The organism is Microbacterium esteraromaticum, assembly GCF_016907315.1.
GTDB classification, from domain to species: Bacteria; Actinomycetota; Actinomycetes; order Actinomycetales; family Microbacteriaceae; genus Microbacterium; species Microbacterium esteraromaticum.
In genome coordinates this window covers 2,261,614-2,284,550 of sequence record NZ_JAFBBS010000001.1, presented here as the reverse complement: position 1 = coordinate 2,284,550, position 22,937 = coordinate 2,261,614, and the positions used below count along the sequence as shown (strand labels likewise).

19 protein-coding genes and 1 tRNA gene are annotated in these 22,937 nt (G+C 69.3%); 7 read left to right on the top strand and 13 right to left on the bottom strand.

Translation table 11 applies throughout. The features are described 5' to 3' along the window. Nucleotides 1-12: 12 nt before the first annotated feature. On the top strand, nt 13-1,719 hold the full coding sequence (gene treZ / locus JOE67_RS10925) for a malto-oligosyltrehalose trehalohydrolase (RefSeq protein WP_239528585.1): 1,707 nt from the start codon (nt 13-15) through the stop codon (nt 1,717-1,719). Between the two features lie 150 nt (nt 1,720-1,869). Here treZ and JOE67_RS10920 read toward each other — a convergent pair whose 3' ends face one another. Next, the gene (locus tag JOE67_RS10920; protein ID WP_204975588.1) at nt 1,870-3,618 is read right to left on the bottom strand and encodes an FAD-binding protein; all 1,749 of its coding nucleotides are present in this window, start codon (nt 3,616-3,618) and stop codon (nt 1,870-1,872) included. 70 nt (nt 3,619-3,688) lie between these two features. Between JOE67_RS10920 and JOE67_RS10915 the strand changes: the two genes are divergently transcribed. After that, on the top strand, nt 3,689-4,633 hold the full coding sequence (locus tag JOE67_RS10915) for a LysR family transcriptional regulator (protein ID WP_204975587.1): 945 nt from the start codon (nt 3,689-3,691) through the stop codon (nt 4,631-4,633). A 140-nt stretch (nt 4,634-4,773) separates the two neighbouring features. Here the strand turns inward: JOE67_RS10915 and JOE67_RS10910 are convergent, their stop codons facing one another. Beyond that, complete coding sequence (locus JOE67_RS10910) at nt 4,774-5,535, bottom strand: aspartate/glutamate racemase family protein (RefSeq protein WP_274606820.1); 762 nt, start codon at nt 5,533-5,535, stop codon at nt 4,774-4,776. Nucleotides 5,536-5,552: 17 nt separating this feature from the next. Continuing rightward, on the bottom strand, nt 5,553-6,824 hold the full coding sequence (locus tag JOE67_RS10905; protein ID WP_204975586.1) for an alpha-L-fucosidase: 1,272 nt from the start codon (nt 6,822-6,824) through the stop codon (nt 5,553-5,555). 85 nt (nt 6,825-6,909) lie between these two features. On the opposite strand from JOE67_RS10905, the gene JOE67_RS10900 reads away from it, so the two are divergent. The 5 genes from JOE67_RS10900 (at nt 6,910) to JOE67_RS10880 (ending at nt 14,358) form a co-directional block, all read left to right on the top strand. Then, complete coding sequence (locus JOE67_RS10900; protein ID WP_239528097.1) at nt 6,910-8,736, top strand: bifunctional metallophosphatase/5'-nucleotidase; 1,827 nt, start codon at nt 6,910-6,912, stop codon at nt 8,734-8,736. Between the two features lie 307 nt (nt 8,737-9,043). After that, the gene (locus tag JOE67_RS10895) at nt 9,044-9,475 is read left to right on the top strand and encodes a MarR family winged helix-turn-helix transcriptional regulator (protein ID WP_204975584.1); all 432 of its coding nucleotides are present in this window, start codon (nt 9,044-9,046) and stop codon (nt 9,473-9,475) included. 54 nt (nt 9,476-9,529) lie between these two features. Next, on the top strand, nt 9,530-11,152 hold the full coding sequence (locus tag JOE67_RS10890) for an SPFH domain-containing protein (protein WP_239528095.1): 1,623 nt from the start codon (nt 9,530-9,532) through the stop codon (nt 11,150-11,152). Nucleotides 11,153-11,250: 98 nt separating this feature from the next. Further along, the gene (gene hrpB, locus JOE67_RS10885; protein ID WP_204975583.1) at nt 11,251-13,803 is read left to right on the top strand and encodes an ATP-dependent helicase HrpB; all 2,553 of its coding nucleotides are present in this window, start codon (nt 11,251-11,253) and stop codon (nt 13,801-13,803) included. 135 nt (nt 13,804-13,938) lie between these two features. Continuing rightward, nucleotides 13,939-14,358, top strand: a complete 420-nt coding sequence (locus JOE67_RS10880; protein ID WP_204975582.1) for a hypothetical protein — start codon at nt 13,939-13,941, stop codon at nt 14,356-14,358. A gap of 48 nt (nt 14,359-14,406) precedes the next feature. On the opposite strand, the gene JOE67_RS10875 is transcribed toward JOE67_RS10880, so the two are convergent. The 10 genes from JOE67_RS10875 to JOE67_RS10830 all read right to left on the bottom strand — a co-directional run bounded on the left by JOE67_RS10875 (nt 14,407) and on the right by JOE67_RS10830 (nt 22,716). Then, nucleotides 14,407-15,141 (bottom strand): ABC transporter permease, encoded by a 735-nt coding sequence (locus tag JOE67_RS10875; RefSeq protein WP_204975581.1) that lies wholly within the window; start codon nt 15,139-15,141, stop codon nt 14,407-14,409. Further along, nucleotides 15,138-15,893, bottom strand: a complete 756-nt coding sequence (locus tag JOE67_RS10870) for an ABC transporter ATP-binding protein (protein ID WP_204975580.1) — start codon at nt 15,891-15,893, stop codon at nt 15,138-15,140. The genes JOE67_RS10875 and JOE67_RS10870 overlap by 4 nt, the downstream gene beginning before the upstream one ends. 45 nt (nt 15,894-15,938) lie before the next feature. After that, complete coding sequence (locus JOE67_RS10865; protein WP_204975579.1) at nt 15,939-17,435, bottom strand: L-serine ammonia-lyase, iron-sulfur-dependent, subunit alpha; 1,497 nt, start codon at nt 17,433-17,435, stop codon at nt 15,939-15,941. A gap of 113 nt (nt 17,436-17,548) precedes the next feature. Beyond that, nucleotides 17,549-17,621 (bottom strand) — tRNA-Arg (locus tag JOE67_RS10860). A gap of 73 nt (nt 17,622-17,694) precedes the next feature. Then, on the bottom strand, nt 17,695-18,327 hold the full coding sequence (locus JOE67_RS10855) for an asparagine synthase (protein ID WP_204975578.1): 633 nt from the start codon (nt 18,325-18,327) through the stop codon (nt 17,695-17,697). A 54-nt stretch (nt 18,328-18,381) separates the two neighbouring features. Continuing rightward, entirely contained in the window at nt 18,382-19,041 is a 660-nt protein-coding gene (locus tag JOE67_RS10850) for a GntR family transcriptional regulator (RefSeq protein ID WP_204975577.1), read from the bottom strand. A gap of 113 nt (nt 19,042-19,154) precedes the next feature. Next, on the bottom strand, nt 19,155-19,289 hold the full coding sequence (locus JOE67_RS10845) for a methionine/alanine import family NSS transporter small subunit (RefSeq protein WP_204975576.1): 135 nt from the start codon (nt 19,287-19,289) through the stop codon (nt 19,155-19,157). Then, the gene (locus tag JOE67_RS10840) at nt 19,286-20,905 is read right to left on the bottom strand and encodes a sodium-dependent transporter (RefSeq protein WP_204975575.1); all 1,620 of its coding nucleotides are present in this window, start codon (nt 20,903-20,905) and stop codon (nt 19,286-19,288) included. Before JOE67_RS10840 ends, JOE67_RS10845 begins: the two co-directional genes overlap by 4 nt. Nucleotides 20,906-20,991: 86 nt before the next feature. Further along, nucleotides 20,992-21,213 (bottom strand): multidrug transporter, encoded by a 222-nt coding sequence (locus JOE67_RS10835; protein ID WP_204975574.1) that lies wholly within the window; start codon nt 21,211-21,213, stop codon nt 20,992-20,994. Nucleotides 21,214-21,669: 456 nt separating this feature from the next. Next, on the bottom strand, nt 21,670-22,716 hold the full coding sequence (locus JOE67_RS10830; protein WP_204975573.1) for a hypothetical protein: 1,047 nt from the start codon (nt 22,714-22,716) through the stop codon (nt 21,670-21,672). Nucleotides 22,717-22,937: the final 221 nt, after the last annotated feature.

The window sequence follows — 22,937 nt, the reverse complement described above, 5'->3', positions numbered from 1 at the left end:
CGCGCGCAGCGGATGCGACTGCGCCGCGTGCGCGATGACGGGACGACGCTCGACGAGCACGAGCTGACTGCCGCGGGCAGCGGGCACTGGCGGCTCGACCTCGCGCTGAGAGACGGCGAGCGCTACGGCTTCCTGATCGGCGACGACGATCGGCTCCGACCTGACCCGCGCTCCCGACGTCAGCCCGACGGCGTGCACGCGGCATCGGCGGCGTTCGACGAGGCCGACTTCGCCTGGACCGACGAGGGGTGGACGGGCCGGCAGCTGGCGGGTGGACTCATCTACGAGCTGCACCTGGGAACCTTCACCCCGGGCGGCACGCTCGACTCGGCGGTCGAGCGGCTGGAGCACCTGGTCGATCTCGGCGTCACGCACGTCGAGCTGCTGCCGGTGAACGCCTTCAACGGCCCGCGCAACTGGGGCTACGACGGCGTGCTCTGGTACGCGGTGCACGAGGGCTACGGCGGGCCCCGCGCCTACCAGCGCTTCGTCGACGCCGCCCACGCGCACGGCCTCGCGGTCATCCAGGACGTCGTCTACAACCACCTCGGTCCCAGCGGCAACTATCTGCCCGAGTTCGGCCCGTACCTGCGCTCAGGCAGCAGCAACGCGTGGGGCGATGCGATCGACCTCGAAGAGCACGAGGTGCGCGAGTACATCATCGAGAATGCGCTGATGTGGCTGCGGGACAGGCACGTCGACGGTCTGCGGCTGGATGCCGTGCATGCGCTGCACGACGAGAGCCGCACGCACATCCTCAAGGAGCTGGCCGAGCGGGTCGACGCCCTGTCGGCCCACGAGGGCAGGCCTCTGACGCTGATCGCCGAGTCCGATCTGAACGATCCGACCCTGATCCTGCCTCGCGAGGCAGGTGGCTACGGCCTGTCCGGCCAGTGGTCGGACGACTGGCATCATGCCGTGCACGTCGCCCTGACGGGTGAGGTGTCTGGGTACTACGCCGACTTCGCCGACGCCGAGGCCCTCGAGAAGGTCACCAGCGGCGGCTTCTTCCACGACGGCACGTTCTCGTCGTTCCGCGATCACGTGCACGGCTCGCCCATCCCTCACGAGGTGCCCGCCTGGCGGCTGGTCACGTTCGCTCAGGATCACGACCAGATCGGCAACCGGGCAGCGGGCGATCGGCTCAGCGCGACCCTGTCGGAGGGCCGGCTGGCAGTCGCCGCCGTGCTCACGCTCACCGCGCCGGGAACGCCCATGCTGTTCATGGGCGAGGAGTGGGGCGCCTCGACGCCCTGGCAGTTCTTCACCTCGCATCCCGAGCCCGAGCTCGGGCGCGCGACGGCCGAGGGCCGCACGGCCGAGTTCGCGCGGATGGGGTGGGATGCCCGTCTCGTGCCCGATCCGCAGGATCCCGGCACCTTCGAGCGCTCGCGCCTCGACTGGGATGAGCTGGAGGAACCCCGTCACGCACGGCTTCTCGGGCTGTACCGCCGGCTCGTGCGTCTGCGGCGAGAGCATCCGGAGCTGACCGATCCGCGCCTGCACCGGGCGTCGGTCGAACTGATCGTCGCGAACGAGGAGCCGCAGCGGCGGGCATGGCGCATCGATCGCGGCGCGATCAGCGTCCTGATCAATCTGACCGCTGACGCGGTCGCGTTCGACCTCGACGGCGAGGTGCTGCTCGCCACAGAAGAGCCGGTGACGGCAGGCGGCCGGACGACCGTGCCGCCCGAGGCGGCCGCGATCGTCCGGCGCTGACCGGGGCGGCAGCGCGGGGCATTCACCGCTTCCGCGCCGGCACAACTCCGGAGATCCGCGCCGAATCCGCCGGTCTCCCGCCGGAACCCGGACAGGAGGGCGCGCTTCTCCGGAGTCGTGCAGAGGGACTTCAGTACCCGGCCGCCGACCTCACTCGACGAGCTTGCCGACCACCGAGTCCGACGCCGACTTCTCGGCGAGAGCGCGGAACGAGTCGGGGGCGTCTGGTAGCGGCTCGAAGCTCACGCCGCCGTCAGCGCTCCAGATCATGTTCCCCCGCAGCGTCGGGTCGGTCTCGGGGTAGTCGGCGCGGTTATGGCATCCACGAGTCTCACGACGCTCGATCGCCGATTCGAGGGTGGCCCGGGCGGCGAGCAGCGAGCCGAGCAGATCGAAGGCGTGCGCGAGATCGTCGAACCCGGCGATGTCGGGGTGAGCGCCGACGTGCGCTGCGCGCTCCTCGAGCACGGCGAGCTTCGCCAGGCCCTCGCGCAGTGAATCCTCGGTGCGGATGACACCGGCGTGCTCGGTCATCAGGTCGCGCACGGCGCGCTGCAGCCGTCGCGGCGTCTCGGTGCCCGTGCTGCTGAGGAACCTGTCCATCTCCGCCCGCGCCTCGGCCACCGCGGCCGGGTCGCGACGCACCTCGGTGCGCGCGCTGACGAACTCGGCCGCGGTCTCGCCTGTGATGCGGCCGTAGACCATCAGTTCGATCAGGGAGTTTCCGCCGAGGCGGTTGGCTCCGTGCTGGCCGCTGGATGCCTCGCCGATCGCGTACAGGCCTTCGACGCCCGTGCCGTGGTCGTCTGGCCGCACCCACACCCCGCCCATCGAGTAGTGCGCCGTGGGAGCGACCTGCATGGGGCTCTCGGTGATGTCGAGCATCTGCAGGTCGATCATCGTCCGGTACAGCCGGGGCAGCTTCTCGAGGATCTGCTCGCGGGGCAGGTGCGACACGTCGAGCCAGACGCCGCCCTTGTCGGTGCCGCGGCCTTCGGCGATCTCGGTGTAGTTCGCCAGTGCGACGCGGTCTCGGGTCGACAGCTCCATGCGCTCAGGGTCATAGCGCTCCATGAACCGCTCGCCGAGAGCGTTGGTGAGAATCCCGCCTTCGCCACGTGCTGCCTCTGAGACCAGCGTGCCGGCGGCGTCGTCGGGTTCGATCAGCCCCGAGGGGTGGAACTGCACGAGCTCGGCGTCGCGGATGCGGGCGCCCGCCAGCGCGGCCAGGCGGAACGAGTCGCCCGTGTTCTCGTCACGGCGCGACGACGTGTAGCGCCAGATGCGGGTGTGTCCGCCCGCGGCGAGGATCACAGCGTCGGCGTGGATCACGACCGGGGTGCCGTCGACGACATCGAAGCCGTAGGCGCCGAAGACCGTGCCGTCGGCGACGAGGATGCGCGTGATGTAGACGGTGTCGATGATCGGCACCGAGAGCTCTGCCGCCCGACGCATGAGGGTGCGCTGGATCTCGAGCCCGGTGTAGTCGCCGGCGTATGCCGTGCGGCGATACCGGTGCGCGCCGAAGAATCGCTGGCTGATGCGGCCGTCGCCTTCGCGGGCGAACGGCATGCCCCAGCGCTCGAGGTCTTCGATGCCGCGAGCGGCTCCGCGGGCGACGACCTCGACGATCGCGGGATCGGCGAGGAAGTACGACTCGCGGAGGGTGTCGGCGGCATGCTGCTGCCATGAGTCCTCGGGATCCATGGTGCCGAGAGCGGCGTTGATGCCGCCTGCGGCGAGCGTGGTGTGCGCGTCGTGCTTGCGACGCTTGCCGACGGCGAGCACCTCGATGCCGCGTTCGGCGAGCTCGATCGAGGCGCGAAGCCCCGCGCCGCCCGTGCCGATGACGAGGACGGATGTGGACAGGCGGCGTTCGGTGCGGTGCTGATTGCTCATGCACCCACGCTAGAAAGCAGCCTCTGATCGCGCCAATGCATCTTTTCTGTCACTTGGATACGCTTGGGGCATGAAACTCGAACAGCTGAAAGCCTTCGAGAGCGTAGCCCGCCTCGAGCATTTCACGCGCGCTGCCGAGGAGCTGTTCCTGACCCAGCCCTCGCTGTCGCGGCAGATCCAGGCCCTCGAGGCAGACCTCGGAACGACGCTGTTCCAGCGCGACCGAACGGGCGTCGCCATCACCGCCGCCGGCGAGGCGCTGCTGCCGATCGCGCGGCGGATGCTGGCGGACGCCGACTCCGCGCGCCAGGCGATGGACGAGCTCGCGGGTCTGCGCCGGGGCCGTGTGCGACTGGGCGCGACGCCGACGCTGTGCGTCTCAGTGGTCGCCGAGGTGGTCGCGCAGTTCCACCGCGAGCATCCGGGCGTCGACCTGCACATCTCTGAGGCAGGTTCGCACGCTCTGGTCGATGCCCTCGGCGAGGGCGCCCTCGACCTCGCCCTCACGATCACGCGCCCGAACGTGCGCGACGACAGCGCGGTCGAGCGCGTCGCACTGTTCCGTGAGGAGCTGATGGTGGCATCCGCAGCCGAACCCTCGCTCCGGGCGCACGCCGATCTGCCGGCTCGCCTGACGGTCGCAGAGCTCGCCGAGCTGCCGCAGATCGCGTTCAACCGCAGCTACGACCTGCGCCTCGCCACCGACGCGGCCTTCGAAGCGGCGGGCCTCAGGCCCACCATCGCGGTGGAGGGCGCCGAGATGGATGCCGTGCTGCGCTTCGTCGCGCGGGGCATCGGCGTCGCCGTCGTGCCGGCCACCGTGCTGCTGCACAGGCCCGAGCTGCGCGGCTCGGAGCTGACCGATCCCGCGATGACCCGCACGGTCAACCTCTCGCGGCGCGCGGCCGTGCGGCAGGCACCTGCCGTCGCGGCGATCGAGCGCACGGTGTTCGACGTCGTCGCACGCCTGGCGGACGACGGCGACCTGGGCGGGCGGATCGCCCTCGTCGGGTGATCGCCCGCCGCTGCCGTGGAGCCGCGCACAACTCAGGAGATCCGCCGCGAATCGGCCCCATCCGGCCCGGATCGGGGCAGACCAGGCCCGGTTCTCCGGAGTTGTGACCGCCGCCGCGAGGCTCTGATCGGCGGGTCGTATCAGCGTGAGCGAGGGCCCGGCGTCGCGCCCGCCGCGGCGAGCGCCGCATCGACGTGCAGCGCCGTGGTCGGGAAGACGGGCACCGGCGAGTCGTCCGCCGAGATGAGCAGCTCGATCTCGGTGCAGCCCAGAATCACTCCCTCGGCGCCTCGCGCTGCGAGCTCGTCGATCACCTCGCGGTAGTACGCGCGGGACTCCTGACGGATGACCCCGTGCACGAGCTCGTCGTAGATGACCGCGTGCACGCGCGCACGCTGCTCGGAGCTCGGAACGAGCACTTCGATCGCGTGGGTCTCGAGACGCTCGCGGTAGAAGGGCTGCTCCATCGTGAAGGCCGTGCCGAGAAGGCCGACCCTCCGGATACCCGCCTGGCGCACCGCGGCGGCTGTGGTGTCGGCGATGTGCAGGAACGGGATGCCTATGGCGTCTTCGATGCGATCTGCGACGAGGTGCATCGTGTTGGTGCAGAGCACGATGAGGTCGGCACCCGCACGCTCCAGGCCTCGGGCGCGCTCGGCGAGCAGCGAGCCGGCCGCGCTCCAATCACCGCGCGCCTGAAGCTGCTCGATCTCGGCGAAGTCGAGTGAATCGAGGATGACGCGCGCCGAATGGTGCCCTCCGAGAGCGTCGCGCACCCGCTCATTGGCGAGCCGGTACCACTCGAGAGAGGATTCCCAGCTCATGCCGCCGAGCACGCCGATGGTCTTCATCGGCACCTCTCGGCGCGGGCACAGGCGGGATGACGAGCCGTTCGCATCCATCGAATGTACTCCTGAGGTCAAGCGAGAGGAGCGTCCGTCGGGGCCTCGTATCCCTCCGGCGGCTGCGGGATGGTCTCGTGACCCGCGAGAAAGCCGGTGACCTCGCTGAGCGTCGCGCCTTCTCCGTGCACGCGGATGCGCAGTTCGGTCACCTCACGCGCGGGGAACGCGTGGATGCGGCCCTGCCCGACGGTCAGGCCCTCGGTGATGACGTCGGCGTCGGCATCCCCTCCCGCCACCACCTCATGCGCACTGATGCGCTGTCCCGCGGCCAGGTCTTCCCGCAGACGGAGATGATCGATGCGAGTGGGCTGAGCGAAGCGCGCCCGCCACTCCGCGCCGTCGCGCTCGACCTGCGCCTCGATCGGGGAGTCGAAGCGGCGATCCCACTCCGCCCGCCACTCGGCGAGGCGCTGCACATCCCCCGGGTCGAAGACCCCCCGCGGCGTAGGCGGCACGTTCAGCAGCAGGTTCGCCCCCATGCCGATCGAGCCGTACATGATCGCCATGAGGTGGTCGACGGTCTTGGGCTCGTCGTCCGGATGCCAGAACCATCCGCGCCGGATCGACACGTCGCACTCGGGCGGGAGGTACGCCGCCCCGCCCATGTCGATGGATTCCGCGGTGTAGTTGCTCAGATGGGTGCGGTCGACGACGTACTCGACGGGGTCGGCGGCGAGGCCGTTCTCGTTGCCCACCCAGCGGATAGTCGGTCGGCCCATGTTGAACACCATCGCGTCGGGCTGGTGCTCGTCGATGACGGAGATGATGCGCTCCCAGTCGTACACGTAGCCGTCGGATCCTGCGCCGTCGAACCAGATCTCGACCAGCGGACCGTACCGGGTGCACAGCTCGGTCAGCTGGCGCGCATAGAACTCGCTGTACGCCTGCGGATCGTCGTAGCAGTCGGCGTTGCGATCCCACGGCGAGAGGTAGATGCCGAAGCCGATGCCCGCCTCGCGGCAGGCCCGGGCGACCTCGGCGACCACGTCTCCCCTGCCCTTCTTCCACGGAGATGAGGCGACCGAGTAGTCGGTCGTCGCGGTCTGCCACAGGCAGAATCCGTCATGGTGCTTGGCTGTGAGGATGAGGTAGCGGGCGCCGACATCGACAGCGGTCCTCGCCCATGCCGCAGCCTCGAGATCGACGGGGTCGAAGCTGTCCGCGGGCAGGGTCCCGTCACTCCACTCCCTGCCGTGGACGGTGTTGAGCCCGAAGTGGACGAAGAGCCCGAATCCGGCGCGCTGCCAGGCGAGTTGGCCGGGGGCGGGGGCGACGATCTCAGGCATCCCCCTCACTGTAATGACCCCATTCTCGGGCTGTTCATCGCCCGACTCTTGTCTGCGTCGGATGCCGGTGGTTGCATCGGTGCTTATGACAGACGAACAGCACACCCACGTCCCCGCCGACTCACCCGAGGGGCTGAGCCGTCGCGGATTCCTCACCGGAGTGACGGCCGCGAGCGCGCTCGCGGCCGCCGGCTGGGTCGCCCAGCCGGCGTCGGCCTCCGCCGCTCAGGGCGGTGAGGGCAAGTCGGTGACGATCACGATCTTGGGCTCGTCCGACATCCACTCCAACGCCCTGAACTGGGACTACTACAAAGATGCCGAGTTCACCGACGGCAAGGGGAACGTGGTCGGCCTCGCGCGGCTCTCCAGCGTCGTGAACCAGGTGCGCGCCGATCGCGGCCGCGACCACACACTGCTGTTCGACGCCGGCGACACCATCCAGGGCACGCCCCTCGGCTTCTACTACGCGACAGTCGAGCCGATCACGAAGACCGGTGCCGTGCATCCGATCGCCGCCCAGATGAACGCCATCGGCTACGACGCCGTCGCCCTGGGCAACCACGAGTTCAACTACGGGCTCGAGTTCCTCGACACGTTCATCTCGCAGCTGAAGGCGCCGGCGCTCGCAGCGAACGCGGTGCGCATCGGCACGAAGGTGCCCGCCTACACGCCCTACGTGATCAAGACGATGAAGGTGAAGGGCGCCAAGCCCATCCGCGTCGGCGTGCTGGGGCTCACGAACCCCGGCACCGTGATCTGGGACAAGGCGAACGTGAGCGGCAAGCTCGACGTGCTCGACATCGTCGCCACGGCCAAGTACTGGGTGCCGATCATCCGGCAGCAGGGCGTCGACGTCGTGGTCGTCAGCGTGCACTCCGGCGACAGTGGCACGTCGTCGTACGGCAGCGAGCTGCCCGTCGAGAACGCCGCCGGGCTGCTCGCGCAGCAGGTCGCAGGCATCGACGCGATCCTGTTCGGCCACGCGCACAAAGACATTCCCGAGCGCTTCGTCACCGGCCCCGACGGCAATCAGGTCGTGATGAGCGAGCCGATGTGCTGGGGCCAGCGCCTGAGCGTTTTCGACATCGAGCTGCAGCAGGTCAAGGGCCAGTGGCGGGTGGTGTCGAAGCGGGCCACCAACCTCAACACGAACACCGTCGAAGACGACCCGGCGCTCGTCGCCGTCGTGCAGACGCAGCACGACGCGGTCGTGACGTACGTGAACAAGACCGTCGCCACCTCGACGGAAGAGCTGTCGGCAGCGGAGTCGTGCTGGAAGGACACCGCGATCCTCGACTACGTCAACAAGGTGCAGGTCGACACCGTCACCGCGGCGATCGCCGGCACCGCCGAGGCCGCGCTGCCGGTGATCTCGATCGCAGCTCCCTTCAGCCGTGCGGCGAAGTTCCCCGCGGGCGAGGTGACGATCCGCGATGTCGCAGGTCTGTACATCTACGACAACACGCTGATGGCATCCGTCCTCACCGGGGCGCAGATCAAGGACTACCTGGAGTACTCGGCGAAGTACTTCGCCACGGTCGCCCCCGGAGCCCCGGTCGATCCGGCCAGCTGGACCAACGCGAGCGGGACGCCCGACTATAACTACGACCAGTTCTCGGGCGTCACCTACGACGTCGACATCTCGAAGCCGGTCGGCTCGCGCATCGCGAATCTGTCATGGGACGGCTCCCCCATCGCGGCGGATGCGAGGTTCGTCGTCGCGGTGAACAACTACCGCCAGTCGGGCGGCGGGGGCTTTCCGCACATCTCGACCGCGCCCGTCGTCTACAACGCGCAGGTGGCGATCCGCGAGGCGATCGTGCAGTACGCGACGGAGGCCGGCGCCATCGACCCGGCCGACTTCCACGTCGTGAACTGGAAGCTCGTGCGCGACGGAGTGCCGGTGTTCTGAGCCTGCCGGGTGGCGTCTCGCGAACCGGGACGCCACCCCAGGTGACGACCGGGAGCGGAGACGCCAGGGCTCTCACACGCACGACCCGACCTTCACCAGCGCTCCCCGAACATCTTCGTGATCAAACCGTTGCATTCGTTATCTCGCCGTTATACACTCGTCGCACGGTGAATGTTTTGCTGTGGCATCCACCGCATGTGATTGCAGGACTCTCTTTGGTGCAAGGGACAAGGGCCGGCCGGAAGCCTCTCCGACCGGCCCTTACTGCTGCCGCTCCGACGTCGCCGGCCGACAGTACGCTGAGATCATGACCGACCGTGAGCTCGCCCTTCAGGCGTGGGAGAGCCTGTTCCGCGCGCAGCATCAGCTGCTGGCCGAGATGGCCGTCGACTTCGATGGTTCCGATCTCGCGCAGGGCGAGTACGACGTGCTGCTCACGGTCGTGCGAGCTCCCGACATGACCTCGCGGCTGCGCGACATCACCGCGAAGTCGCTCATCAGCCAGCCGAGCGTCTCGAGGCTCATCGACCGCATGGTGGCCAGAGGGCTGATCACGAAGACGATCGATCCAGACGACGGTCGCGGCGCGGTGATCACCGCGACCGATGCCGGAGCGAAGGCGTTCCGCCAGCTGGCGACCGTGCACGGCCGCACCATCGCCGAGAAGATGTCGCCACTCGACGACGCCGAGCTCGCGACCCTGCTCGAACTGACGCAGAAGCTCCGCCGCATGCGCTGACCTCGACTCTGGCAGGGTGGACCTGAAACCTACGAGGGGGAAAGGAAGGTCACCATGGAGCTCGCCGGAGCAATCGGCATCCTGGTCATCATCGGAATCGCGGTCGCCGCCGCGATCGTCATCACATTGATCCTGCTGCTGTTCGCACGCAGCTGGATCAAGGTCGCACGCGCCGACGAGGCGCTCGTCATCTCGGGCCGCAAGCAGAAGGTGCAGCGCACGGTCGTCGCCGCCGACGGCACGACCCGCGGTGAGACCGAAGAGTCACCGGTCACCGTCATCGTCAACGGCAAGTCGCTGGTCAACCCGATCACGCAGCGCCACGAGATCATCTCGCTGCGCTCGCGGCAGGTGTCGCTGAACGCCGAGGCCCAGTCGCTCGACAGCGTCACGCTCAACGTCGACGGAGTGGCGATCGTCAAGATCGGCTCCGACCCCCTCTACGTGCGTCGCGCCGCCGAGCGCTTCGCCTCGCAGGACAAGGCGATCGAGCAGTTCACCACCGAGCAGCTCGAGGGCGCCCTGCGCGGCATCGTCGCGACGCTGTCGGTCGTCGAGCTGATGCGCGAGCGCAAGAAGTTCTCCGACCAGATCGCCGCCGACGTCTCTCAGGAGCTGGCCGAGCAGGGTCTGATCCTCGACTCGTTCCAGATCAAGGGCATCACCGACAAGGTCGGCTACATCCAGTCGCTCGGCGCGCCCGAGATCCAGGCGAAGCGCCAGGCGGCAGAGATCTCGCAGACCAACGCCGACCGTGCGATCAACCAGAAGAACATCGCCAACCAGGAAGCCAACCTGATCGAGCAGACCGCGCTCGACACGAACACGGCCAACGCCAACGCCGGCATCGGCCGCGCTCGCGCGGAAGCCGAGCAGGCCGAGCAGCTCGCTCGCGCGCAGGCCGAGCAGGCCGTTCTGCAGCAGCAGGCCGAGAACAAGCAGGCTCAGCTCGACGCCGACGTCAAGCGCGTCGCCGACGCTCAGCGGTACGAGGCCGAGACCCGTGCACAGGCGGATCTGTTCACCCGTGAGAAGGCGGCAGAGGCCGCCGCGATCGAGCAGGTCAAGCAGGCAGAGGCGCGCACCCGCATCGCCGAGCAGCAGGCGCAGGCCGACAAGGCCCGTGCTGCCGGTGAGGCGGCCGCCGCCGAGGCGAAGGCCACGGGTGACGCGAACGCGCTTCGCGCACAGGCCGAGGCCGAAGCCGAAGCACGCCGCCTGCGCGCCAGCGCAGAGGCAGAGGCGATCCGCGCCGAGGGTGAGGCCCGAGCCGCCGCGGTCGAGGCGGAGGCCAAGGCCATCGCCTCGAACCAGGAGGCATTCCTCTCGCAGCGCGTGCTCGAGGTGCTGCCGTCGATCATGGCCGAGTTCGCCAAGGGCTACTCCGCCATCGGCAACGTGTCGATCATCGGCGGAGCCGGTGAAGACGGGGCGTCGAGCGTGGTCGGCGGAGACAGCGCCAAGGCGATGCGCTCGGTGTTCGACAGCGTGAGCGCGGCGACCGGTCTCGACCTCGCCGCGATCATCCAGGGCCAGGCCGTCGGCCGCAGCTTCGGTGCGGGGGTCGCGCAGGCGACGGATGCCCCGCCTGCGGCATCCGCCTCGACCGCAGCGCCCACATCGACCGTGGTCGAGCGCCGGGTCGACGACGCTGCGGAGCCGTTCGCCGGCGCGTAAGCGTCCGCATCACGGGAGCCGCCTCGCCGCCGCGAGGCGGCTCCCGTGCGTCGTGGCGCCGGTGCGTGCCGCCGGGAGCGAAGAGGCAGACTGGACGGGTGACCTCAGCTGCGTTCGACCTCGGCCGTATCGGTGCCGGCCTGTCGTTCGCGGCAGCGCTCGACCAGGTCGACGCCGCCCTCGACACCAGCACCGCGGTCGTCATCAGCGCGCCACCGGGCACGGGCAAGACGACGCTCGTTCCTCCCGTACTGGCATCGCGTGGTGCAGGTCGCGTGATCGTCACGCAGCCGCGCCGGGTCGCCGCCCGTGCTGCGGCCCGTCGCCTCGCCCAGCTCGACGGCTCTCCGCTCGGCGGCCGCGTCGGCTTCACCGTCCGCGGCGAGCGCTCGGTGGGTCGCGAGACGCGGATCGAGTTCGTCACGGCGGGGGTTCTGCTGCGGCGGATGCTCGATGACCCCGGCCTCGACGGCGTCGACGCCGTCATCCTCGACGAGGTGCACGAGCGGGCGCTCGAGACCGATCTGCTCATCGGCCTGCTCGGCGAAGTGCGTGAGCTGCGCGACGACCTCACGCTCGTGGCGATGTCGGCTACTCTCGACGCCCAGCGCATCGCCGCCGTGATCGGCGCCGACGACGCACCGGCTCCGGTCGTCGAGCACACCGTGACCGCTCACCCGCTAGCGGAGCGGTGGGCCCCCTGCCCGGTGCCGAGGCTCGACGAGCGAGGAGTCACCCGGGGGTTCCTCGATCACGTCGCCCGCACGGCGGCATCCGCTGCGCTGGCCCTCGTCCGTGACGATGCCGGCGCCGATGCTCTCGTCTTCGCGCCAGGCGCGCGCGAGGTGGCTGAGGTCGCCCGTCGCATCGCCGATCTGGCGCCTGGGTTCGACGTGCGAGAGCTGCACGGTCAGCTGCCACCGGCCGCGCAGGATTCCGTCATCCGAGGGCGCCGGCCGCACGACCAGCCCCGCATCATCGTCACGACGTCTCTCGCCGAGTCGTCGCTGACGGTACCGGGGGCGCGGCTCGTGGTGGACAGCTGCCTGGCCCGCCAGCCGCAGCGCGATGCGGCGCGGGGCATGACCGGGCTGGTGACGACAGCGGCATCCCGGTCGTCCTGCGTCCAGCGCGCCGGTCGAGCGACCCGTCAGGCGCCGGGCACGGTCGTTCGATGCGTCGACGAACGCACCTATGCTGCAGCTCCGGCACGACCGGCGCCCGAGATCACCACCGCCGACCTCACCGACGCGGCCCTGCTGCTCGCCTGCTGGGGCGCGCCGGGCGGAGCCGGCCTGCGTCTCGTCGACGCGCTGCCCTCCGACAGTCTGCGCGACGCCGTCGCCGTGCTGCATGCGCTGGGCGCGGTCGACGACGACGGCCGCGCGACCGATGAGGGGCGAGCTCTCGCGCGGATCCCGACAGACCCGCGCCTGGCACGCGCGCTGCGCGACGGCTCGGCGCTCGCCGGGCCCCGAACCGCTGCCGAGGTCGTCGCGCTGGTGGGCGGCGACATCCGGGTGCGCGATGGCGACATCGTCGCGGCGCTCTCGGCGCTGCGATCCGGACGCGGCCCCGAGGCGCAGCGCTGGTCGCGTGAGGTCGAGCGCCTCCTGCGCCTCGCCCCGCCCAGCCTGGAACACGGCGGCCGAGACGGCGTCGGCCTCGTCGTCGCGCTCGCCTTCCCTGAGCGCATCGCGAAACGCGTCGAGCGCTCGGCCGACGGCGCGACGTTCCTGCTGGCATCCGGAACCCGGGCGGGCGTCGGCGGCCCGCTGGCCGACGCCGAGTGGCTCGCCGTGGCCGACGTGGCGCGGGCGAGCGCGCGCATCGCCGCCGGCACCGGTGCGGTCATCCGCGCTGCAGCGCCGATCACCGAGCAGCAGGTCGAGCGTGCCGCCGATCATCTGATCACCGATCAGATCGAGGCCCAGCTGCAGGACGGGCGGGTCAGCGCGCGTCGCGAACGACGGGTCGGAGCCATCATTCGCTCATCAGTGCCCGTGCGCGCCTCGGCCGCGGAGGGACGGGATGCCGTGCAGCGGGCCGTGCGCGCACGCGGCCTCGACGTGTTCACCTGGTCAGATGGCGCCGACGAGCTGCGCCGCCGACTGGCACTGCTGCACCGTGAGCTCGGCTCGCCCTGGCCCGACGTGTCCGACGACGGGCTGCTGTCGCGGCTCGAGGAGTGGCTCGACCCCGAGCTCGCGGCTCTCGCGAACGGCACACCCGCAGGACGCATCGATCTCGCCGCACCCCTGCGCCGGCTGCTGCCCTGGCCGGCAGCCACCGAGTTCGACTCCCTCGCGCCCGACCGGCTCGAGGTGCCCAGCGGCTCGCACATCCGGGTCTCCTACCCGCCGCTCGATGATCCCGAGGCACGCCCCGTCGTCGCGGTCAAGCTGCAGGAGTGCTTCGGCTGGGCCGAGACACCGCGGATCGCCGCCGGTCGCGTACCCGTGCTGTTCCACCTGCTCTCACCAGCCGGGCGCCCGCTCGCCGTCACCGGCGATCTCGCGTCGTTCTGGTCGGGACCCTACGCCCAGGTGCGCGCAGAGATGCGGGGGCGCTACCCGAAGCATCGCTGGCCCGAGGATCCATGGGCGGCCGCGCCCACCAGGCACACCACTCGACGCGCCGCCCGCGACTGACCGCATCTGCGTACCGGGCGCGTTTTCTCCGTGTGCTTCTCCGTGCTCTCACCGATGCTCTACGCGTGTCGCCCCTGGAAGATCGTTCGATGACGCGGCGGACGGACCGACTGCGTCGGGCGAAAGGAAGCATCAATGAAGAAGTTCCTCACGTACGCCGGCACGACCCTCGGCCTCACGGCCGCGCTCGTGCTCGGAGGGGGCATGGCCGCCTCGGCACACGACTGCTTCAACCCGAACCGCTCCGACCAGGGCAACGCGGCGGCCGGCAAGAACTCGCAGAGCTGGTGGACTCTCGTCGTCGAAGACGTCGTCATGGAGGGCGTCGGCATGGGCTACACGCAGGAGCAGGCCGAGTGCATCCTGGACGAGTACGACGGCCCGGCATCGTTCACGGTCAAGGTGAAGGGCGCGAACGGGCAGGACGGCACCCTGCTCGCGCACAACCCGAACGACCACCTCGACAGCGACGGCAAGGGCATCGACCTGGTGTTCTCCGCCTACGGCGACGAGATCATGGGCGCCTACATGGCGTGCGGCGTCGAGTTCGGCTGATCTGCACCACCCGGATCCGGATGCCAGGCGCACGGGCATCCGGATCCGTCATGCGGTGCGACGGCGCAGCGTCAGGGGCGCCAGCACCAGGCATCCGACGGCGAATGCCGCGACGATCAGCAGCGGTGCGCCGACATCCCACCCCTCGTCACCGGCGGTGACAGCCTGGATCGCATCGATCGCGTGGCTCAGCGGCAGCCACTGCGAGATGGCGTAGAGCACGTCGGGCATCTGGTCGCGCGGCATGAAGAGCCCGCCGAGAATGATCTGCGGAAAGACCAGCACCGGCATGAACTGCACGGCCTGGAACTCCGTCTGCGCGAACGCGCTCGCCAGCAGACCGAGGGCCGTTCCGAGCACGGCATCCACCACGGCGACGAGACCGAGCTGCCAGAGCGGACCGTCGACCTCAAGGCCGCATACGTACACGGCGAAGGCGACCGTGACGATCGCCTGCAGAACAGCCATCGCCCCGAACGCCAGCGCATAGCCGATGATGAAGTCGGCTTTGCCGAGCGGTGTCGTCATCAGTCGCTCGAGCGTGCCCGAGCGCCGCTCGCGAAGGGTCGTGATCGACGTGATCAGAAACATCACGATGAAGGGGAACAGCGCGAGGATCGCCCCGCCGAAACGGTCGAAGACACCGTCCTGATCCGAGAACAGCCAGGCGAACAGACCGACGAGCAGGCTCGGCGCGACGAGCATGAGGGCGATCGACCGCGGGTCGTGACGCAGCTGGCTGAGCACGCGCCCTGCGGTCGCGAGAGTGCGGCGGAAGGTCATCGCCCGACCTCCCGTCGCGACCGTCTCGTCTCATGGCCCGCGTCGCGTTCGATGACGACGAGGAAGGCGCTCTCGGCGTCGGTCTGACCCGTGTCGACGAGCAGCTCTCGTGGCGTGGTGTCGGCGATGATTCGGCCGTCGCGCATGAGCAGCAGCCGGTCGCAGCGCAGAGCCTCGTCCATGACGTGACTCGACACGAGCATGGTCGTGCCGCCGTCGGCGATGTCCCTGAACAGTGCCCACAGCTCCGCCCGCAGCACCGGATCGAGCCCGACGGTCGGCTCGTCGAGCACGACCAGCTCGGGATCGCCGAGCAGCGCCGCGGCGAGCGAGACGCGATTCTGCTGACCGCCGCTGAGGTCGGCGACCCGCTGCTGCGCCTGCGCGCTCAGCCCGACCCTTTCGATCACCTCGGCGACGTCGGTCCGGGGCGCCCCGAGGACCGATGCGAAGTAGCGCAGGTTCTCGCGCACGCTGAGGTCGTCGTAGACCGCCGAGCCCTGCGTGCCGTACGAGACCCGGTGCCGCAGCGCACGCGATCCGGCCGGTGCTCCGAGCACGGTCACGGTGCCGCCGTGGATGCGCTGCACCCCGACGATCGAGCGCATCAGCGTCGTCTTGCCGCAGCCCGACGGACCGAGCAGCCCGATCACCTGTCCGCGGGGGATGCGCAGCGACAGCCCGTCGAGCACCGCGTGGTGCCCGCGCCGCACGCGCAACCCGTCGACGACGACGGCATCGGGGTTCGTCATGCGTCGATTATCCGCCCGAGAACGCCATCTCGGGGGAGCAAACGGTCAGCACTCGATGACGTTCACCGCGAGGCCGCCCTCGCTGGTCTCCTTGTACTTCGTCGACATATCGAGGCCGGTCTGACGCATGGTCTCGACGACGGCGTCCAGCGACACATAGTGGTGACCATCTCCGCGCAGCGCGAGACGTGCGGCCGTGACGGCGGTCGAGGCGGCGATCGCGTTGCGCTCGATGCACGGGATCTGCACCAGCCCGCCGATGGGGTCGCAGGTGAGACCCAGGTGGTGTTCCATGGCGATCTCGGCGGCGTTCTCGATCTGGCGCACCGTGCCGCCCATCACGGCGGTGAGGCCGCCGGCGGCCATCGCGCACGCCGAGCCGACCTCGGCCTGGCAGCCGCCCTCGGCACCGGAGATCGACGCGTTGGCCTTGAACAGCGATCCGAGCGCGGTCGCCGTGAGCAGGAATCGCCGGATGCCGCGGCGGCGGTTCGCCTCGGCCACCGCCGCCTCGTCGAGCGGCTCACCCGCGGGGAGAGCCGCCTGCTCGTTGCGGAAGCCCAGCAGGGCGCTGCCGACCAGCTCACCGTGCGGGGTCACAGCGTTGCCGACGCCGAGGCCCGAATCGGCGAGGAAGCGCCACCAGTACATCGCCACGGCGGGGAGGATGCCGGCGGCACCGTTCGTGGGAGCGGTGACCACGCGGCCGCCGGCCGCGTTCTCCTCGTTGACGGCGAGGGCGAAGGCACCGAGCCACTCCCCAGGCAGGGCCGCATGCCCCTCGGCCTCCGAGGCCTCGAGCTGCTGACGGATGTCGCCCGCGCGCCGCTTCACCTTGAGGATGCCCGGCAGCGTGCCCTCGGAGTGCAGGCCGGCGTCGACGCACGAGGCCATGGCGTCCCAGATCGCGTCGAGTCCGGCCGCGACCTCCTCTTCGGTGCGGACCGCCATCTCGTTGGCGCGGGCGATCTCGGCGATCGACATGCCGGTCTCATCGCACAGGACAAGCAGCTCTTCGGCCGTGTCGTAGGGGTAGGGCTGGGGAGCCGCGGCGACGCGCGCCTCTTCGCCGTCACGGCGGATGAAGCCGCCGCCGACGGAGTAGTAGGTCTGCTCGAGCACCGGCGCCCCATCGGCGTCGAGGGCGTGCAGCGTCATCGCATTGGGGTGGCCCGGCAGACGGGTGCGGGGCACGAAGGCGATGTCGTCCTTCTCGAACCGGATGCTGTGCTCCCCCGCCAGCAGCAGATCGCGGCCCGCGGGCCAGCGGCTCCACAGCTCGCGGACGGCGGCCGGATCGCAGGTCTCGGGGTGCAGCCCCTGCAGGCCCGCGACGACAGCATCCGGGGTTCCGTGGCCCAGACCAGTCGCCCCCAGCGAGCCGAAGAGCTCGCAGCGCACGCGCGCGATGTGGCCGATCCGCCCCTCGGCGCGCAGGCGATCCGCGAAATCGACACCGGCGCGCATCGGGCCGACGGTATGCGAGCTCGACGGTCCTACACCGATGGAGAACAGATCGAAAGCCGAGACGTACGCAGTCACCTCTCCAGCCTACGGCCGCGGGGGCTGCGCGAGGGCCGGTCGAAGGCCCCGCAAGAAAGGCGAAACCCCCGCCGCTTTCGCGACGGGGGTTTCACTACTGTCTCAACACAGTGCGCGCCCCGAGGGACTCGAACCCCCAACCTTCTGATCCGTAGTCAGATGCTCTATCCATTGAGCTAGGGGCGCACGGCCCGCTCAGCGGGCCGAAGAACAGCCTACAACACGTTCTGCCGAGAAGTGAAATCGAGCAGGATCGGGCTCACGCCCGGCGCGTCCAGGGCACCCGCTTGCCCTCTTTCTCGGCGCGCGCGGCGTCTTTCTCCGCAGCCTTCTCGACCGCCTTCTCGCGCTTGCGGCGGGCGCGCTGCTCTGACGACAGCGCCTGCAGATCGACCAGCTTCAGCGCCTGCATCCGTGCCTCGCGCATCTGCTCGTATTCGGGATCCTGGTCGGCGCGCATGCCCTCCACCCGCAGTCGGCGGTCGAGGTTGCTGCGCACGTCGGCCCACGCCGCTGCCCTGGCCTCTTCCACGAGTGCCTTGAGCGCTTCGGGATCCTCGGTCATCTCGCGCAGGTGATTCGCCACCCCGGTGGACTGTTTGGCTCGTCGGCGCAGATTGCGCACATCGCGGTCGCGGTAGTCGTGGGTGCCGTGCGGGTCTGAGTGGCGGCCGCGTGCGCGCTTGCGCAGCGCCGTGAGGTGCTCAGCCGCCTGTTCGGACTCGTCTGCCATCGCGCGCAGCGCGGCGCGGGCTTCGTCCATGTAGTGATCGATCTCGAAGGTGCCGCCCCGCGCGATCGTGCCGACCAGGATCTGGTTCTTCACGGTCAGCCGAACGGCCGCCGTGGCGATCGCGACGCCCTCGGCGATGGCCTCCGATGTTCGTCCCACAAGTACCTCCCGAATCGAGCGTACCGGCACCCCACCGACACCGGTGGGGTGGATTCAGTCCCGCCTCACGGAGCTCCCGAACATCCGCTCGTGCGCCACAGCCCGCCCCTCGGCCAGATGCTCGGGAATCAGCCGCCGCACGAGCTCGACATCGCGCGCCCGGACCGCGTCGAGGATGCGGCGGTGCGTCGCGGCCATCCCGACGACGTCATCGTGCTGCCCGAACAGCCAGCGAAGGCGGGTGACCAGCGAGGCGGCGAGCTCGATGAGCATGGTGTTGTTCGACAGCCGCACCGCGGCCATGTGGAAGTTCGCGGATGCCTCACGCGCCGCCTCACCGTCTCCCATCGCCGCCGCATTCGTCTCCTGCGCCACGAGGGACTCCAGAAGTGCCAGGCCGACATCGTCGAGGCGCTCGGTGGCGAGAGCGAACGCAAGCGTCTCTATCGCCTCGCGCACCTCGGCGAAGTCCTGCAGGTCCTGAGGCGAGAACTCGCGAACGGTCGCCCAGCTGCGGGGCCGTGCGACCACGATCCCGTCGGCGACGAGCGCCTTGATCGCCTCCCGGACCGGCAGGCGGGACACCTGCAGTTCGGCCGCGATGTCGCGCTCGACCAGGCGGGAACCGGGGGCGCGTCTTCCCGACATGATGTCGTCGCGCAGCACGTCGGTGACCCGCTCGGACTCGAGCTCCGGCACGCGATCGATCGCCATGATCGGATTCATACCACCCCGCCGCGCGTTCAGCCAGCACCTTGCGTACGCCGTCCCGCAGAACCGAACGAGAGGGCCGCCACGCGAGTGGCGACCCTCTCGGGCATCGACGGCTAGAGCTCGACCGGCGGCGCGGGCTCGTCGTCTGCGACCTCGGGGTGCCGGGCGAGATTCACGATGGCGAGGGCGAGGCCTCCCCACACCGTGACCATCGCGATGATCATCATGATGATGGCGGTCGTGGTCATGAGCGTGCTACCTTCGCTGTCTCGTCGGGCAGTCGGATGCTGCCGGTCTCGGAGTCCGGTTCGTAGTTCTCCTCGATCAGGAACTCGTCGTAGTCGGGATCGAGCTTGGCGTGCGAGCGGCGACTCCACGGCAGCAGGGTGAGCAGCACCGCCAGCACGATCAGGGCGATCGCCATCCCCCACCCGAAGATCCCGAGGAACCACGCCGGATACTCGCCATAGGGAGCCTCGAGCTTCGCGACGATCTCGTTGTAGAGCAGGTAGCCCAGCACCACAGGTGCGAGAGCGCCGGTCAGCAGCATCCATGTCCAGCCCAACCTGAAGCTGGAGCGCTTGTTCAGGTGGTCGCGCAGCACCGGCAGCTTGTGCAGGATCCAGGCGACGAGCACGACCGCGACCAGGGCGACGGCCATGATGCCGAACGCGTTGACGAAGGCATCCGTCGTGTCGAGGACCGCGAGAGCGGTGGTCGTCGAGAAGAAGGCGATCGACAGGAGAGCCACCGGGATCGCGACGACGAGAGTGGTGCGCACTCGGCCCCAGCCGAGCTTGTCCTGCAGGGCTGCCACGACCACCTCGAGAACCGAGACGAGCGAGGTGATGCCGGCGAAGACCAGCGCTCCGAAGAACAGCACCCCGATGATCGAGCCGCCGGTCGCGTTCGACACGATGGTGGGGAACGCGATGAACGCGAGGCCGATGCCCGACGTCGCCACCCCCGAGACCTCGGTGCCCTGCGCTGCCGCCATGAAGCCGAGGGCCGCGAACACGCCGATGCCGGCGAGGATCTCGAAGCTCGAGTTCGCGAAGGCCACGACCAGGCCGGAGCCCGTGAGATCGGTCTTGCGCTTCAGATACGACGAGTACGTCACCATGATGCCGAAGGCGACCGACAGCGAGAAGAAGATGTGTCCGTAGGCGGATGCCCAGACGCCGGGGTCAGCGAGCGCCTCCCAGTTCGGGGTGAAGAACGCGGTGAGGCCGTCCATCGCGCCGGGCAGGAACAGCGACTGCACGACGAGCGTGGCGAACATCAGCGTGAGCAGCGGCATGAGGATCATGTTGGCCGCGCCGATGCCGCGCTTCACGCCCAGCGTCATGATGATGATCACGACGAGCCAGACCCCGATGAGCGGAAGGCCGACCTGCGGCACGAACTCGGTCGACAGCCCCGCGCTTACGTCGCCCATCTGCAGGAAGTCACCGAAGAAGTAGTCCTGCTCGTTGCCCTTGCCCCACGTGATGTTCGCCGAGAACCAGGTGTACATCGCAGCCCACGCGATGATCACCGCGTAGTAGGTCGCGATCACGACGCAGATGAGCACCTGCCACCAGCCCAGCGGCTCGGCGGCGCGGTTCATCCGGCGAAAAGCCAGCGGCGCCGAGCTGCGGAAGCGGTGGCCGATCGCGTAGTCGAAGAACAGCAGAGGGATGCCCGCGGTCAGCAGCGCGCACAGGTACGGGATCAGGAAGGCGCCACCGCCGCCCTCGTACGCCACATATGGAAAGCGCCAGATGTTGCCGAGCCCGACAGCCGATCCGATCGCCGACATGATGAAGACATTGCGCGAGCCGAAGCCCTCGCGCTTGGTGGTCTGCGTCGTTGCGTTCGCCATGGTCCGAGGGTACCGGAGGCACGTGGTCCCGCCGGCTGGCCCCGCCGGTGCTCGCCCCGCTACTGTCCCCCGGTCAGGGCACGGGGTCAGCTCTCGCTCTCGGGCTCCTCGGCTCCCTCGACTCCTGGGCCGGGCCCCGGTCGCACTGCGGCCGTATCGGCGATGTCGATGCGGGTGTTGCCGTTGCGCTCAGACACCTCGATGCGAGGTGCGGCATCGGCCTCGGTGGAGTGCTCGGCACGCAGGAACTGATCGCGCAGCTTCTGCTCGTGGGTCATGTCGCCGGTTGCGTCGGTGTTGTCGGACATGACGGCAGGATGCCCGGATGCTGTGCCACGGCGCGAGGGCCTTGCCCGACGGTGCCGGACGGGGATAGGGAATCTCGCCCCAGGCGGAAAAAGCCGCCCGCCCAGATCAACTCGAGCACCCGCTCCATGCCCCCATGATGAGGTCGAAGTCCTCCGCGTCCATGACAGAGCGCCGCACCGCCGGCAAGGCTGCCGGTGAGCGCACAATAGACACCAAAGCGTGACCGTAGCTCCTTCCGCGATGACTGGGATTGTCGTGGAAGGAGCTACGGATCACGAGAGGGCCTTAGGGCTGATGGACTCGCCATCGGCCTTCCTGCGTGAACTGGACCGACGCCGTTCTGGAGACCGGCATATGGACGGTGGTGTCAGCGGAGAGGCGTTACCGCTCAATGATTTTGTTGCGTGGGGCGATCCGAAAGGTAACCCGCCCAGCTCAGCCTGACGTGTCCGGGATCACCGCCAGCTGACGGAGACCATCCCAGGAACGCCGTCACCGGAGTTGTCCAACCAAGAGGAGTCGATGGTGCCGGGTGCCGCCGTCTGGTTGATGAACGACGAACCAGCGCCGCCACCTGCTCCGGCGCCAGCGTGCAGATCTTCGTACCACACCGCAGAACCACCGCCGCCACCGAAGTACCCGCCGCCACCGCCACCAGAAGTTGCCCCGGTCTTGCCGCCGGACGCGCCATAGCGCATTTCGTCGCCGCTTCCACCGTTGCGTCCGCTACCGCTGTACCCCACGATGTTCATATAGGGACCACTCGGGACTCCGCCGGCCCCGACGTTAGACAGAGTCGCGCCGCCTCCGCCGCCTGCAAAACCGCCGCCCTCGACGGTTCCAGCGGCACCAGCTTCAGCGGTTGCCCCAGCGTGGCCCCCACCGCCCGGGAACGCCTTGATGAGGACTCCTCCATCGCCGCCTGAGTTCATGGAGTTGGCGCCACCTCCACCACCACCTGCAACGACTAGCGCCGGCGAGGCTTCAGTGCTTCCCAGCAGGATTGCTGAACCGGCTCCGCCGTAGCCCGCGTCAACAGCCCAGACGCCGCTGCCGTTGAAATCGTACCGGTCACCGCCGAGTCCGCCGTCGCCATACCCGCGCGGTCGTACATCGAGTTTCGTGCTGCCGCGGCGCCATCCGCCTTGACCGGCGATGAGGTAGAGCGTCATGCTGCTTCCCGTGGGTGTGATGGTGCCGGTGGCCACAGCACCGAAACCTCCATACGCGCCAGATGCGCCTCCCCCACCGCCGCGAACCACGTACCTGATCTCCCGAGCGCACGCCGGGATCTCGATCGTGGTCCACGCATAGCTGTCAGAAGTGGCGGTGATCTGCCTTTCACCCGGTGCGCAGGACGAAGCGTGCGCGGGTGCGGCAACGGCGGCCGCAAGGATCGGCACGCTCCACGCCGCGCCCTTGATGACCGTTCGCCGGCGCGGCAAGCGTTGGTTGCCCTCGCTTGCGCTGGCGCTTGCGTTCGGCTCGGTGACGTCGCTCATTGTTCTCCCCAAAATTACAGTGCGATCCCCGAGCCCCCGCTCGGCGCACTCCTTGTAATAGGATCGGCGGTCCGCGAGGGGACCTCGCGCGAGAAAGGCGATCATGACCGGAAGTGCAGGCATACTGGCGCGAACTGTGCAGTGATGTCGGACGTCCGGGGGCACCGCAGTGGCATCGGTTGCCCACGAGCCACGTCAACGTATGGATCAGGACCTTCCTC